This window comes from Gordonia sp. PDNC005 (assembly GCF_016919385.1).
Lineage (GTDB): Bacteria > Actinomycetota > Actinomycetes > Mycobacteriales > Mycobacteriaceae > Gordonia.
Genome location: NZ_CP070351.1, coordinates 257,078 through 271,123 on the forward strand (window position 1 = coordinate 257,078; position 14,046 = coordinate 271,123).

11 protein-coding genes are annotated in these 14,046 nt (G+C 66.3%); 6 read left to right on the forward strand and 5 right to left on the reverse strand.

Annotated features, from left to right (window positions below; genetic code table 11):
- Nucleotide 1 precedes the first annotated feature (1 nt).
- From JVX90_RS01325 to kstR, 5 genes are all read right to left on the reverse strand, one after another.
- A complete protein-coding gene (locus JVX90_RS01325; RefSeq protein WP_008378563.1) occupies nt 2–802 on the reverse strand; it encodes an IclR family transcriptional regulator in 801 nt (266 codons plus the stop codon).
- A gap of 261 nt (nt 803–1,063) precedes the next feature.
- The gene (bphC, locus tag JVX90_RS01330; RefSeq protein ID WP_205330695.1) at nt 1,064–1,969 is read right to left on the reverse strand and encodes a biphenyl-2,3-diol 1,2-dioxygenase; all 906 of its coding nucleotides are present in this window, start codon (nt 1,967–1,969) and stop codon (nt 1,064–1,066) included.
- A 28-nt stretch (nt 1,970–1,997) separates the two neighbouring features.
- Nucleotides 1,998–3,179, reverse strand: a complete 1,182-nt coding sequence (locus JVX90_RS01335; RefSeq protein WP_205332220.1) for a hydroxylase — start codon at nt 3,177–3,179, stop codon at nt 1,998–2,000.
- Nucleotides 3,180–3,222: 43 nt separating this feature from the next.
- The gene (locus JVX90_RS01340) at nt 3,223–4,377 is read right to left on the reverse strand and encodes a Rieske 2Fe-2S domain-containing protein (protein ID WP_205330696.1); all 1,155 of its coding nucleotides are present in this window, start codon (nt 4,375–4,377) and stop codon (nt 3,223–3,225) included.
- A gap of 115 nt (nt 4,378–4,492) precedes the next feature.
- Nucleotides 4,493–5,152 carry a cholesterol catabolism transcriptional regulator KstR gene (gene kstR / locus JVX90_RS01345; RefSeq protein WP_205330697.1) on the reverse strand — a complete coding sequence of 220 codons (660 nt, stop codon included), beginning with the start codon at nt 5,150–5,152 and terminating at the stop codon, nt 4,493–4,495.
- Between the two features lie 125 nt (nt 5,153–5,277).
- On the opposite strand from kstR, the gene JVX90_RS01350 reads away from it, so the two are divergent.
- The 6 genes from JVX90_RS01350 to JVX90_RS01375 all read left to right on the forward strand — a co-directional run bounded on the left by JVX90_RS01350 (nt 5,278) and on the right by JVX90_RS01375 (nt 14,016).
- Nucleotides 5,278–7,413 (forward strand): acyl-CoA dehydrogenase, encoded by a 2,136-nt coding sequence (locus JVX90_RS01350; RefSeq protein WP_205330698.1) that lies wholly within the window; start codon nt 5,278–5,280, stop codon nt 7,411–7,413.
- 89 nt (nt 7,414–7,502) lie between these two features.
- Nucleotides 7,503–9,710, forward strand: coding sequence for an acyl-CoA dehydrogenase (locus JVX90_RS01355; protein ID WP_205330699.1), 2,208 nt, complete (start codon nt 7,503–7,505; stop codon nt 9,708–9,710).
- Nucleotides 9,707–10,780, forward strand: coding sequence for an OB-fold domain-containing protein (locus JVX90_RS01360; RefSeq protein WP_205330700.1), 1,074 nt, complete (start codon nt 9,707–9,709; stop codon nt 10,778–10,780). Before JVX90_RS01355 ends, JVX90_RS01360 begins: the two co-directional genes overlap by 4 nt.
- Nucleotides 10,777–11,172, forward strand: a complete 396-nt coding sequence (locus JVX90_RS01365; RefSeq protein WP_275889935.1) for a MaoC family dehydratase — start codon at nt 10,777–10,779, stop codon at nt 11,170–11,172. Before JVX90_RS01360 ends, JVX90_RS01365 begins: the two co-directional genes overlap by 4 nt.
- Nucleotides 11,172–12,347 carry a lipid-transfer protein gene (locus JVX90_RS01370; RefSeq protein ID WP_205330701.1) on the forward strand — a complete coding sequence of 392 codons (1,176 nt, stop codon included), beginning with the start codon at nt 11,172–11,174 and terminating at the stop codon, nt 12,345–12,347. Before JVX90_RS01365 ends, JVX90_RS01370 begins: the two co-directional genes overlap by 1 nt.
- Before the next feature lie 43 nt (nt 12,348–12,390).
- Nucleotides 12,391–14,016, forward strand: coding sequence for an AMP-binding protein (locus JVX90_RS01375; protein WP_205330702.1), 1,626 nt, complete (start codon nt 12,391–12,393; stop codon nt 14,014–14,016).
- Nucleotides 14,017–14,046 lie beyond the last annotated feature (30 nt).

A 14,046-nucleotide genomic window follows, 5' to 3' on the forward strand; every position in this document is an offset into this window, starting at 1 on the left:
GTCAGGCGACGGGTCGCTGGGCTGCGGGGAGGAAACCGCGCCGTTGCTGAAGCGTCGGCGTGATGCGGACCGCGTCGTCCGCGGTGTTCCGCCAGATGCCGAGGGCTGCCATTCGCAGGGGTGACGCGAGACGATTGTCGAAGGTCATCTTCTCGATCGGACCGCACATCGAGATCGCGGCGACGGCCTGTCCGGGTTCGCCGATCGGCACGGCGACGCAGCCGAATCGTGCGACGGCCTCTTCCCGCTCGAAGGCGACGCCGTGCGCGCGGACCTTCGCGAGTTCAGCAGTGAGTGCCGACGACGATGCGATCGAGAAGCGTGTGCGGCGTTCCAGCGGTGCGCTCTGGTCGATGTCGTCCGTGTGCGCGAGCAGTGCCTTGCCGATGGCCGTGCAGTGTGCGGGCTGGCGACCGCCGACACGGGTCGGGAGCGCCTTGCCGAGACCTTCGCCGATCTTCTCGAGGTACACCACGTCGCTGCCCTGCAGGACTGCGAGGTGGATGACGAAGCCCGTCATCCGGTGGAGCTCGTGCAGGAACGGCATCGCGGCCGAGTGCAGGCGGTCCTGGTGCACGGCGAGCGAACCCAGTTCCACCAGGCGCATGCCGAGTTCGTAGTCGCGGCCGTCGCGGCGTAGCCAGCGGAGTGCAACGAGACGTTCGAGCATGCGGTGGGCGGACGACCGGGGCAGTCCGGTGCGGCGGACGATCTCGGCGAGGTTCTGCCGGGCATGTCCTTCGAAGGCGTCGAGGACGAGGGAGACGCGGTCGAGGACGGCGTTGGGAGTGTTGTCGGTCATGACTCTCCAGGAGGGTGGGGGCTGAGTGTCATTGCCTACTCGACCGCAGTCAAGGCTGTGACCTCGGTATTTCGATTAGGCATATTGAGAATAGCGCTCGATGAGGCCTGTGTCACTTTTTTCTTCGAATATGGCGTGGGCATCACCGAAAGCGCAGGTCAGCGCCGTTGTCCGGATATGAGAAAGGAGCCGTGCTCCCCTCGTGGGGTGAGAAGCACGGCTCCCTTGCGCGTCATGACTCACGACGTGTGAGTCGCGCCGTCACATCGCTGCGAGCGGCTCGCTTCCGGACCAGTCGTGGCCCCAGTAGCTGTCTGCGGTGATCTCTTCCGACGTGTAGTGGGCCTCGTCGACCTTCATGCCCTCACAGCCGAACTCGATGTCCCAGCCGCCGGGTGCGCGGACGTAGAACGACACCATCTTGTCGTTCGTGTGGCGGCCCAGCGTCGACGACAGGGAGAACCCGTCCTTGACGACGCGGTCGAGTGCCTGGCCGACGGCGTCGAGGGTGTCGACCTCGACCATCACGTGGATGAGGCCGGGTGCGCCGCCGTGCGGTGCCGGGCACAGCGCGAGGCTGTGGTGACGCTCGTTGACGCCCATGAACCGGATGCGGACCGGTCCGAACTCCGGCGGCGCCGGGATGCGCATGGCGCCGCGGGGGAGGAAGCCGAGCACGTCCTGGTAGAACTCGAATGCACCGTTCAGATCCATCACCGGGAGCACGACGTGGCCGAGACCCTGCCCGCCGGTCACAAATGTGGAACCGAACGGGGTCACGATCGGGCTGTGATCGAGGATTGGTCCGTGGAAGACCTCGAGAGTCGCGCCGGCGGGGTCGGTGAACGAGATGCCGGCTTCGATGCGGCGGGCATCCGCCTCCTCGCCTGACAGGTCGGTGACGCTCACGCCTGCTGCGGTGACGGCGTCGCGGACGCGTGCGAGCGCCTTGCCGTCGCGGACCTCCCAGCCGATGGTGACGATCTCGTCGGTCTCGCCCTCGACGATGACGATGCGCGCTGCACGCTCGTCCATCCGCAGGTACAGAGCGTTCTCGTCGGGGCCGGAGCCCTTCGCGAAGCCGAGGACGTCGAACGCGAAAGTGCGCCAGCGGTCCATGTCGTGGGTCTGGACCTTGATGTAGCCAAGGCTCTTGATGTCGGTCATGTTGCGGTCTTTCTGTGCGGGGAGGGAGTCAGATCATCGAGCGGAGGTTGTCTGGAACCTCCAGGCCCATCGAGGCCAGGGCGGACGCGTGGTAGGGGGTGCTCGGCACGTGAATCGCGTGGTTCAGACCCGCGTGCACATCGCGCCAGAAGCGCTGGAGCGGCTTGTCCATGCGGAGTGCGTTGCCCCCGGATCGCGCGTAGATCTGGTCGACGGCCATCACTGCGCGCCAGGCGGCCCGGATCTGAGTGCGTCGACCTGCTGCGCGATCGGCGAAGGTGATCTCTTCGCCTGCCTCGACCATGTCGAAGATCCGGTCCACGTTCGCCAACAGTTCCTGGCGGGCGGCGTTGATGTCGGCCGCCGCCTCGCCGATGGCGAAGAGGTTGTACGGATCGTCCTTGACCGCGACTCCCTGCGCACCGACACGGTCGCGCTGGTAGTCGAGGTGGCAGGCGAGGGCGCCTTCGGCGATGCCGATGACGGCGGAGGTGATGCCGAGCGGGAACATCGACGACCACGGCATCTTGAACAGGGTCTTCGTCATGCCCGCCTGAGCCTGCGCGGTTCCGTCGATGACGTGGTCGCCGTTCATCACGCGGTATGACGGGACGAACGCGTCCTTGACGATGATGTCTTTGGAGCCGGTGCCCTTGAGGCCGACGACGTTCCACGAGTCCTCGACGATCGTGTAGTCGCTGCGCGGCAGGATCATGTGCAGCATGGTCGGCGGCAGCGCCATGTCGCCCTCGGGAGTGCCGAGCATCGCTCCGAGGAAGATCCAGTCGCAATGGTCGGTGCCGGAGCTGAACTGCCACCGACCGTTGAAGATGTAGCCGCCGTCGACCGGGCGTGCGATGCCGGTCGGCGCGTACGGCGAGGCGATCCAGGTGTTGTCGTCCTCACCCCACACCTCCTCCTGCACCTTGGGGTCGGCGAACGCCATCTGCCACGGGTGGACGCCGACGATGCCGCACACCCATCCGGTGGCGCCGTCGAGGCTCGCGGCCTTCATGACGGTCTCGGCGAACTCGCGCGGATGTGCTTCGAGGCCGCCGTACTGTGCGGGCGCGAGCAGCTTCATCACGCCGGATGCCTTCAGCTTCTTCGCGGTCTCGTCGGGCAGCTGGCCGAGTTCTTCGGCCTCGGGGCCCTGATCGCGGATCTGATCGGCGATCGCTTCGATGTTCTCTATGGGTCGGGTCATGATTCCTCGTTCGGATGGAGTGTGAAGAGAGGGAGTGGGGGATCTGTCAGGAGACGGTGTTGACGACACGGCCGGCTGCGATGTTCTCGGCCACTTCCTTCTCCCAGCTCTCGACCGCACGGGTGGTGTCGATCTCGAATTCGAAGCGGTTGGTCATGTCGTCGGTGATGTCCTCGACGTCGACGTAGAACTGGTTGTACCAACGGCGCATCTGGTAGACGGGGCCGTCCTCCTCCGACAGCAGCGGGTTGTCGATCGGCGCCTTGTCGCGCCAGATCTCCACATCCTGCTCGAAGCCCACTTTCACGCCTTGGGAGAATTGCGCGGCCATGGCTTCGGCGTCCTCGGGCGCCATTCCCGCGGGCTTCTTGACGCTCGCGCCGTACATGAGGACGAACGAATTGTTGTCGATCGGGTAGTGGCAGTTGATGAGATTCGTTTCGATCACCATGCCGTTGGCGTAGCTGCGGAGCACGTCGATCATGTACGACGGCCCGTAGTAGTACGCCTCGGATTCGAGACGGGAGTCGGGATCGTCGTAGTTGGTGCCCACCGAGACGTCGTCGCGGGGTACCGAGTGCATGATCTGGCCTGCGACGTGACCTTCGAAGATGTTCTTGAAGAACTTCGGGAACGAGTAGTGGACGTAGAAGAAGTGAGCCATGTCGACGTTGTTGTCGACGATCTCTCGGCAGTGCGAACCCTCGACGACGATCGAGTTCCAGTCCCAGTCGGTCCACTCGTCGGTGCCGTAGCCCTCGATGACCGGAATCGTGACGTCGTCAGTCGGCTTGGACCCCTGGGGGTCGTTCCATACGAAGAGCTGGCCGTTGCGTTCAAGCGTCGGCCACGATCGGGTCTTTGCGACCGGCGGCACGCGGCGTGCGTACGGGATGCCGGTGCAGCGGCCGTTGCCGCCCCACCTCCAGTCGTGGAACGGGCAGGCGATCGAGTCGCCCTTCACCTGTCCTTTCGCGAGGTTTCCGCCCATGTGACGGCAGTAGGCGTCGAGCACCTTCAGCGACCCGTCGCTCTCGGTCTGGAAAACGACGAGCTGGGTGCCGAACGCCTTGATCTGGTGCGGCTTCCCGTCTCGGAAGTCCTTCAGCAGGCCGAGGCAGTGCCAGCCGCGCGCGAATCGAGTGGGGGCTCCGGCGGATTCAATCGACCGGAACTCTTCGTCCTGGGTGGGTGCAGACATGGTGCGTGTCCTCCATCGAGTTCTTCGGCAGGGCCGGGGAGGGCCCTGATGACTCGATAGTGACCTCGGTCATGTCGCTGGAGGTGACGCGTTCCCGTTGAGCGGGAAGCCTGCTCTATTTGTCGAGCAGGAGGCGGATCGTCAATGCCATGCGGGTGGTGACATCGGTCGCCGACGCGCGACGGGTGAGCCACTGCACAAGATTCGACATCCACACGTCGGAGATGACTCGTGCGATCGCGAGGTCGTGTTCGGACGGCTCGGCCTCGGCGTCGGCCGGGTCGAGCATCGCGCCCGCGAGGAGGCGGTCGATGGTGTTGGCGACTCGGTCGACCTCGCTGGTGGCCGATGCGTCGGCGAACATGAAGGCCCGCGTCATCGCCTCGGTGAGCAGGGGATCACGCTGCATCGCGTAGGTGATCATGTCGAGCACGTGGCGCAGTCGAGCCATCGGGTCGTCGCCTGGGAGCTGTGTCCGGTCGACGCGACCCTCCACTCGTTCCAGTTCGCGCGCGAGCGCGGTGACGAGAAGGTGGACCTTCGACGGGAAGTAGCGGTACAGGGTGCCGACGGCGACGTCGGCCTTCTCGGCGACGGTGCGCATCTGCACCGCGTCGTAGCCGCCCTTGGAGGCGAGTGCGAGTGTGGCGTCGAGAATCCGCCTGCGCCGTTCGCGCTGCGCAGCCGATCCGACCTCGGCGCCCGAGGTGGGTGCCGGAGTGGGCGGCGGTGTCGGTGCTTCGACGTCGCTTGTGCTGGTGGCCGGGCCTGCCATGTGCGGATTCCCCCTCGATATCGGGCGGCCGCTGGTTGGCAGCGGCACTTCGATGGTGTACACCCTAGGTGTCATTAGAACAGGTTCTAATTGCTTGCAACAACCGAAACGCAGAGGAAACTCCCGTGAGTATCGCCACGTCATCCGACCAACGAGTGGTAGCCGACAGCGTGACCGATTGGGCGGCGGCCCGATCCGTCGCCGAGGCCGTCCGAGCCGACATCGACGGCGGGGGCGCTTCGTGGCGCGAGTTCTTCGGTCAGATCGGTGAACTCGGTGTGTTCATGGCCGGTGTCGCCGAGGATGCGGGCGGCGCCGGCGGCAGCCTGGAAGACGTCGCCGTGATGCTGGAAGCGTGCGGATCGTCGCTGGTCCCGGGGCCGTTGGCGCAGACCGTCGCAGGCGCGTACGTCCTCGCCGCGCAGGGTTCCGAGGCCGCCGAAGCGCTCATGACGGGGGAGCGGCCCGTGGTGATCCCGGCATCGGCGATCACCGGGACGGCGCCGTTGCCGCTGACCGACGGATCGGTTGACCTCGGTCCGGTGCCCGCATGGGTTGACGGCGCCCTCGTGCTGGCCCCGCTCGTCGTCGACGACACGAGCGGCTGGTTCGCCATCGAGCCCGCAGACGTCGACGCCGCCACCATGGACGGTCCGCTCGACGGCACGGCGATCCCGCATCGAGTGCGCCTCTCCGGCCTGACGGATGCGTCGCTCACCCGGATCGACGACGCAGAGCTCCTCGTCGACTTGCTCGTCCTCGGCTTCACCGCCTATCAGTCCGGCGTCGCACGGCACGTCCTCGACGTGGCAGTCGACTATGCGAAGGTCCGCACTCAGTTCGGGGCGCCGATCGGATCGTTCCAAGCCGTCAAGCAGATCTGCGCCGACATGCTGTGCCGCAGCGAGCAGCTGACCGCGGCCGCCTGGGATCTGGCGTCGGCGATCGACGACGGGGACCGTGCGCAGGCGGCCTTGAGTCGACTGGCCGCGTCGGTGCTCGTCGCCGATCTGGCACCCGCCAACGCGAAGGACGCCATCCAGATCCTCGGCGGTATCGGCTTCACGTTCGAGCACAACGCGCACCTGTACCTGCGGTCGGCGCTCGCCACCCGCATGCTGCTCGGTCAGGGATCGGCCGCACGTGCCGAACTCGCCCGCCTTGGGCGGGAGGGGTCGCGACGCGAGTTCTCGCTCGACCTCGAGTCCGTGCAGGATCGTCGGCCGTCGATCGCCGCGGCGGCCGACGAGGTCGCGGCCGCGCCGGAGTCGGAGCGTCGTGCAGCGCTCGCCCGGACCGGACTGCTCGCACCGCATTGGCCGGAGCCGTACGGCCTGGCCGCCGATCCGGCACTCCAGTTGCTCATCGACGCAGAACTCGACAGGGTGGGCGTCGCCCGTCCCGATCTGGTGATCGCGGGCTGGGCGTTGCCGACGATTCTCGAGCACGGCACCGACACTCAGCGCGAGAAGTTCGTCGCGCCGACCCTCGCGGGCGACATCCGGTGGTGCCAACTGTTCAGTGAGCCTGAAGCGGGCTCGGACCTGGCGTCGCTGCGCACCAAGGCGGTCCGCGCCGACGGCGGGTGGCGTCTCACCGGTCAGAAGATCTGGACTTCAGAGGCGCACATGTCGCAGTGGGCCGTCTGCCTGGCCCGCACCAACCCCGATGTGCCGAAGCACAAGGGCATCACATACTTCCTCGTCGACATGGCCGGCGCGGGGATCGACATCCGCCCGCTGCGTGAGCTGACCGGTCGAGCGATGTTCAACGAAGTGTTCCTCGACGACGTGTTCGTTCCGGACGAGATGGTCGTCGGACCCGTTGACGGCGGCTGGCGACTCGCGCGCACAACACTCGCGAACGAGCGCGTCGCCATGGGCGGTTCGGGTCTCGGCAAGGAGGTCGACGCCCTGCTGCGTCAGATCGACGGTGTGGAGCTCAGTGCGGAGCAATCACGTGAACTCGGTCGGATCGTCGCCGACGCGCACATCGGACGAGTGCTCGACGCGCGATCCGTGGTGCAGCGGCTGTCCGGAACCGATCCCGGCGCGACCTCGAGCGTCCGGAAGCTGATCGGAGTTGTGCATCGCCAATCGGTCCCGGAGTTCGCGACCGATCTGCTCGGTGTCGAGGCTCTGTCGAGTTCGTCTGCGACCGAGTTGCTGCTGCTCAACCGTTGCCTCTCGATCGCGGGCGGAACCACTCAGATCCTCAAGAATGCGGCCGCGGAACGCATTCTCGGCCTCCCACGAGGCTGAGTGCACGCGAACCAAGCAAGTGCTAGGTAGAGGCCTTCGCCATCTGCTACAAATGGAACACGTTCTAATTTACCTTCAGGAGGTGCCGGGTGGACTTCACTCTGGACCCCGCGGCCGCAGCCGTGTCCGACGTCGCCGACGACGTCGTCAAGCGCTTGCAGCCGGACTGGGAGACAAAATTCGCCGACGGCGGTTTCGACGCTGCGGCATGGCGTGGCTTCGTCGACGCCGGCGTCACCGCGATGCCGCTCAGTGAGGAGTTCGGCGGTGACGGCCTCGGTGTCGACGCGCTCCGTCCGCTCGTTGTGCGTGCAGGTCGCGACGCCGTCGTCACACCGCTGATCGGCACACTCGCCGCTGGCCTCGTGGGGGCGTCGACCGATCCGGCGGGTCGGTTCGCGGCTGCGGTCGGTGAACAGGGCCGAGCTCTCGGTGAGGAACTGTCGACGACGCTTGTCGACGGGGTTCTGTCCGGTGTCAAGACGGGCGTACTGCACGCCGACGGGGCCACCGCGCTGGTCGTCGCCGCAGCCGGCGGCATCGCCGTCATCGATCCGGCAGCCGACGGCGTCACCGTCACCCGGACCACCGCATCGTCCGGCTGGGGCGAGTACACAGTGCGGTTCGCGGGTGCTCGCGCCGACCGGGTGGTCTCCGACGATCCGCAGCCGCTTGTCGACGTCTACCGAGCGCTGCTGACCGCCTACGCCGACGGTCTGCTGGCTGGTGCGATCGCTCGCACGGCCGAGCATGTGTCCACGCGGCATCAGTTCGGCAAACCGATCGCCACGTTCCAGGCAGTCGGGCAGCAGTTGGCCGACGTCTACGTCATCTCTGCGACCCTCGGGCTGGTGAGCACGGCTGCCGCCTGGGAACTGTCGCAGAGCCGCGACGCACAGGGCGATCTCGCGACGGCGATGTACTGGATCGCGTCCGAGCTCCCGGCGACGATGCGGACCATGACACACCTGCACGGCGGGATCGGCGTGGACGTCACATACCCGCTGCATCGCTACTTCTCCATCACCAAGGACCTCGGTCGTCTAGTCGGCGGGGCCGATCGCACACTCGTGGTCCTCGCCGACACCGACTCGGCAGGATCGAACACCGGGGCCGACACCGGCGACGGCATGTTCATCGCGTTCACTGAGGCTCAGCTCGCTCTCCGCGACGAACTGCGCACCTATTTCTCCACCCTGATCTCCGACGACGATGCGCGCACCATGCGCGTGGAGCGGCACGGCCCCGCGTACCGCAAGGTGATCAAGCAGATGGGCGCCGACGGCTGGCTCGGCGTCGGCTGGTCCGCGGAGTTCGGCGGAAAGGGCTTCGGTGAGATCGAACAGCAGATCTTCACCAACGAGGCCGTCCGCGCGGACGTCCCGCTGCCGTCGGTCACCCTGCAGACTGTGGGGCCGACGCTGCAGAAGTACGGCACGCAGGAGCAGAAGGACCTGTTCCTTCCGCGGATCCTCGCGGGCGACGTGCATTTTGCGATCGGCTACACCGAACCCGACGCCGGCACCGACCTCGCGTCGTTGACCACGAAGGCGACGCTGGATGAGACCGGCGAGAACTACATCGTCAACGGTCAGAAGATCTTCACCACGGGTGGACACGACGCCGACTACATCTGGCTCGCCTGCCGGACTGATCAGGACGCCCCCAAACACAAGGGCATCACGATTCTGATCCTGGATACCCGTGATCCCGGTTTCACGTGGACCCCGATCATCACCGCGGACGGTGCGCATCACGTGAACGCGACGTACTACAGCGACGTGAAGGTTCCCGTCTCGATGCGGGTCGGCGAGGAGGGTGACGGCTGGAAACTGATCACCACCCAGCTCAATCACGAACGTGTCATGCTCGGCCCGTCGGGTCGCATCGGTGGCGTCGCCGACCGGGTCCGCGACTGGGCCGCCAGCGCGCAGGTCGACGGTGAGCCGGTCACCAGCCGTGACGACGTCCGGCGCACTCTCGCCACGATCGGCGCCTACGAGCGTCTGAACGAACTGCTCAACTGGCAGGTCGCATCGAGCGGTGAGATCTCGATGGCGTCGGCCGCGGCGACCAAGGTGTTCGCCACCGAGCGTGTGCAGACGATCCACCGGATGGCCGACGAGATCGTCGGACGATACGGCGACTTCACCGACGAGGCGACGGCCGACCTCGTCGACTGGCTCGATATGACGGCCAAACGCAACGCCGTGATCACGTTCGGCGGCGGCGTTAACGAAGTGATGCGAGACATGATCGGCACCGCCGGTCTCGGTCTGCCGAGGGTGAAGCGATGACGATGACGCACGACGAGATCCGCGCCGCAGCGGATGCGATCAAGGCCAAGGGCGCGAGTGCCCCGAAGAAGGGCCGCGATCCGATCAACCAGCCGATGATCCACAACTGGGTCGAGGCGATGGGCGACGACAATCCGATCTACGTCGACGCCGACGCGGCCCGCGCGGCAGGTCACGACGGAATCGTGGCCCCGCCCGCGATGGCTCAGGTGTGGACCATGCGCGGGCTGCACGGCGTCCGCGCCGACGACGATCCGCTGGGTCTGGCGACGGAGCTGTTCGACGAGGCCGGCTACACCTCGGTGGTCGCGACCAACTGCGACACCGTCTACCACCGCTACACCTCGCCCGGCGAAGAGGTCACGATCTCGTCAGAGCTCGTCGACGTCGTCGGCCCCAAGAACACAGCTCTCGGCGAGGGGTGGTTCTTCACGACGAAGAACAACTGGTGGGTGAGCGGAGCGAAGGGAAATGGCGAGGTGGGTGACGAACTCGTCGCGGAGATGCACTTCCGTATCCTCAAGTTCCGGCCTGCCGCGAAGAGCGAACCGGTGAGCGCGACGCCCGACCTGGATCCGGCCAAGCTCATCAAGCCGTCTAAGTCCCGCGACACGGCCTTCTTCTGGGACGGTGTCGCAGCCCATGAGCTGCGCATTCAGAAGCTCGACGACGGGTCGCTGCGTCATCCGCCGATCCCCGCCACGTGGAAGCCGCGCGGCGAGGACGGTGAGTTCGGGACCACCGACTACGTCGTGTCTTCGGGCCGCGGAACCGTGTACAGCCACGTGATCCATCACGCGCCGAAGGTGCCGGGCCGCTCACTGCCGTTCGCGGTGGCGCTGGTGGAACTCGAGGAGGGCGTCCGAATGCTCGGTGAACTCCGCGGGATCGACCCCGCCGACGTTCGCATAGGGCTCGAGGTCGAGGTGACGTTCCTGGACTTCCCTGCGGGCGAGCGAAGCGACGGGGGATCCACTGCGGGCGAGCGAAGCGACGGGGGACCCACCACTGACGGAGGCACCGACGCGTGGACTCTGTACGCCTTCACTCCGGCAGGAGCAGCCAAGTGACCACGATCGCCGTCGGCGCCGCGCTGCCGCCGCTGACAATCGACGCCACCCCGACGTTTGTGGTGGCGACGGCCCTCGCGACCCGTGACTTCCAGGACGTGCATCACGACCGGGACCTCGCGCATCAGAAGGGCTCGAAGGACATCTTCGTCAACATCCTCACCGACACCGGGCTGGTCGAGCGGTTCGTCACCGACTGGGCGGGACCGTCGGCGCGGATCGGGTCGATCAACTTGAAGTTGGGCGTGCCCTGGTACGCCTACGACTCGTTGACGTTCACCGGCGAGGTCACCGCTGTCGAGGGCGATCGGGTGACAGTCGCCGTCACGGGCACCAACTCGCTCGGCAAGCACGTCATCTCGACTGTCGTCTTCACCAGAGCGGAGGCGTGATGAGCAGGACTCTCTCCGGTAAGGCTTCGATCGCGGGCATCGGAGCCACCGACTTCTCGAAGAACTCCGGTCGCAGTGAGCTGCGGCTGGCGGCCGAAGCCATCAATGCCGCATTGGCCGACGCCGGCCTGACCGCCGACGACGTCGACGGCCTGGTCACTTTCACGATGGACACCAACACCGAGATCGCCGTCGCTCGCGCGGTGGGGATCCCGGAGCTCAAGTACTTCTCCCGCATCCACTACGGAGGCGGTGCGGCGTGCTCCACGGTCCAGCAGGCGGCGATGGCGGTGGCAACCGGCGTGTGCGACGTCGCGGTGGCCTACCGCGCGTTCAATGAGCGGTCGGGAAACAGGTTCGGCCAGGTCAGTGCTGCTGTCGCCAACCAGGAGAACTCCTCGGGCACCGACAACGCTTTCTCGTACCCGCACGGTCTGTCGACGCCCGCGGCGTTCGTCGCGATGACGGCTCAGCGGTACATGCACGAGTACGGAGCGACGAGTGAGGACTTCGGCCGCGTCGCCGTCGTCGACCGCAAGCACGCAGCGGTGAACCCGAACGCGTTCTTCTACGGCAAGCCCATCACCCTGGAGGACCATCAGGCGTCGCGGTACATCGCCGAGCCCCTCCATCTGCTCGACTGCTGCCAGGAGTCGGACGGCGGTGTTGCGATCGTCGTCGTGTCCCCTGAGCGCGCCAAAGACCTCAGACGCAAGCCGGTGTCGATTGCGGGCGCGGCGTCCGGCAGTGGCCGCGACCAGTTCATCATGACCAGTTACTACCGCGACGATCTGCCCGCTCTGGAGGAGATGGGCCTTGTCGGACAGCAGTTGTGGGCGCAGTCCGGACTCCGGCCTGACGACATGGACATGGCGGTTCTGTACGACCACTTCACCCCGTACGCGCTGATCCAGCTCGAGGAGCTCGGATTCTGCGGGCGCGGTGAGGCCAAGGACTTCGTCCGTGAACCCGGAGCCCTCGAAGTCGGCGGCCGACTGCCCTTGAACACACACGGCGGTCAGCTCGGTGAGGCCTACATCCACGGGATGAACGGCATCGCCGAGGCCGTCCGCCAGTTGCGAGGCGACTCCGTCAACCAGGTCGAGGGCGCATCGCAGGTCCTCGTCACCGCAGGCACGGGTGTTCCGACGTCCGGCCTCGTCCTCACCGCTTGACCACCACCCGAATTGCTCGGCCCTCCCAAGGAGATCTAGAAAGATGAAGTTCAACCTCGCAGACGTCTTCGAGACCGTTGCGGACGCCGTTCCCGAGCGTGTGGTCCTCACGTGGGACGGCACCGACATCACCTACGCGGAGCTGGACGGGCTGGCCAACCAGGTGGCGCACAACTTCGCCGCACACGGTGTCGGCAAGGACGACAACGTCGCCCTGTACCTGAAGAACAGCGTCGAGCACGTGACGTCGCTGCTCGGTCTGATCAAGATCCGCGCAGTGCCGGTGAACGTGAACTACCGCTACACCGACGCCGAACTCGAGTACATCTTCGACAACTCCGACTCGGCGGCGATCGTCGTTGAACTTCCGGAGCACCAGCGCAGTGTCGCCGAGCTGATGGTGAAGCTGCCGCTGCTGCGCACGGTGTTCGTGATCGGCGACGTCGTCGACGAACTGACCGAGGCCGCCGCCGCCCTCGAGGGTCGCACTGTTGAGATCGTCGACTTCGACGGCTACAAGAACCAGCAGTCCGCGCGCGATTTCGACGCCCGCAACGGCGAAGAGATCTACATGATCTACACGGGTGGCACCACCGGGTATCCGAAGGGTGTCATGTGGCAGCACGACGACTTCTTCCGCAAGCCGATCTCGGGTGGCAACCCGTACGGTCCGCCGCGCGCCGACTTGGAAGAACTCGCGCGTGAGGTGCAGAACTTCCCGTCGATGTCGTTCCTCATCGCCGCCCCGCTCATGCACGGCGCAGCGTCGTACTCGCTGTTCACGTTCATCTCGCTCGGCAGCCGCCTGATCCTCGAGCGCGACTTCGACGCCGAGAAGATGATCCGCAACATCGGCCGAGACAAGACTCAGATGATCCTCATCGTGGGCGACGCGATGGGCATGCCGCTCGCCGACGAGATGGAGAAGCAGAAGGACACCGCCGACTTCTCGACGCTGTTCTCGATCACCTCGGGTGGCGCGCTGTGGAGCCAGAGCGTCCGCGACCGCATGCTGGCCGTGAAGCCGGAACTGCTGCTGCGCGACAACTTCGGAGCGTCGGAGTCGGGCAACGACGGCGAGATCAAGATGGACGAGAACGGCAACCTCATGGTGCCGCCGACCGACCGCATGATGGTCGTCGACGAGCAGTTCAACCGGATCACCACACCCGGCGAGGTCGGCCACATCGCCCGCATCGGCAACATCCCGCTCGGGTACTACAAGGACCCGGAGAAGACCGCCCGCACGTTCCCGACCCTCGAGGACGGCACACGCATCTCGGTGCTCGGCGACATGGGTTATGTCCGGGAGGACGGCAGCATCATCTTCCTCGGTCGTGGCAGCCAGTGCATCAACACCGGTGGTGAGAAGGTGTACGCCGAAGAGGTCGAGGGTGCGCTGCACGGTCACCCGGCGATCGCCGACGCGCTCGTCGTCCCGGCGCCCGACCCGAAGTACGGCCAGCGAGTGGCGGCTGTCGCGTCGCTGAACCCCGGCTTCGACGAGCCGACCCTGGAGGACGTGCAGGAGCACTGCCGTCAGACACTGGCCCGATACAAGGTTCCGCGCACGGTGGTCTTCGTCGACGAGGTCAAGCGCACCCCGGCGGGCAAGGCCGACTACAAGTGGGCCAAGGCCACGGCGGCTGACGCGGTCCCGGTGTCCTGACCGGCGCCCGGTACTCTCGTCACGCCTCCT

Excerpts from the sequence above, each read along its gene's own strand:
- JVX90_RS01325 (WP_008378563.1), bottom strand. The coding sequence starts at position 802 with ATGACCGACAACACTCCCAACGCCGTCCTCGACCGCGTCTCCCTCGTC.
- JVX90_RS01360 (WP_205330700.1), top strand. The coding sequence starts at position 9,707 with ATGACGATGACGCACGACGAGATCCGCGCCGCAGCGGATGCGATCAAG.
- JVX90_RS01370 (WP_205330701.1), top strand. The coding sequence starts at position 11,172 with ATGAGCAGGACTCTCTCCGGTAAGGCTTCGATCGCGGGCATCGGAGCC.
- kstR (WP_205330697.1), bottom strand. The coding sequence starts at position 5,152 with ATGGCAGGCCCGGCCACCAGCACAAGCGACGTCGAAGCACCGACACCG.
- JVX90_RS01375 (WP_205330702.1), top strand. The coding sequence starts at position 12,391 with ATGAAGTTCAACCTCGCAGACGTCTTCGAGACCGTTGCGGACGCCGTT.
- bphC (WP_205330695.1), bottom strand. The coding sequence starts at position 1,969 with ATGACCGACATCAAGAGCCTTGGCTACATCAAGGTCCAGACCCACGAC.
- JVX90_RS01340 (WP_205330696.1), bottom strand. The coding sequence starts at position 4,377 with ATGTCTGCACCCACCCAGGACGAAGAGTTCCGGTCGATTGAATCCGCC.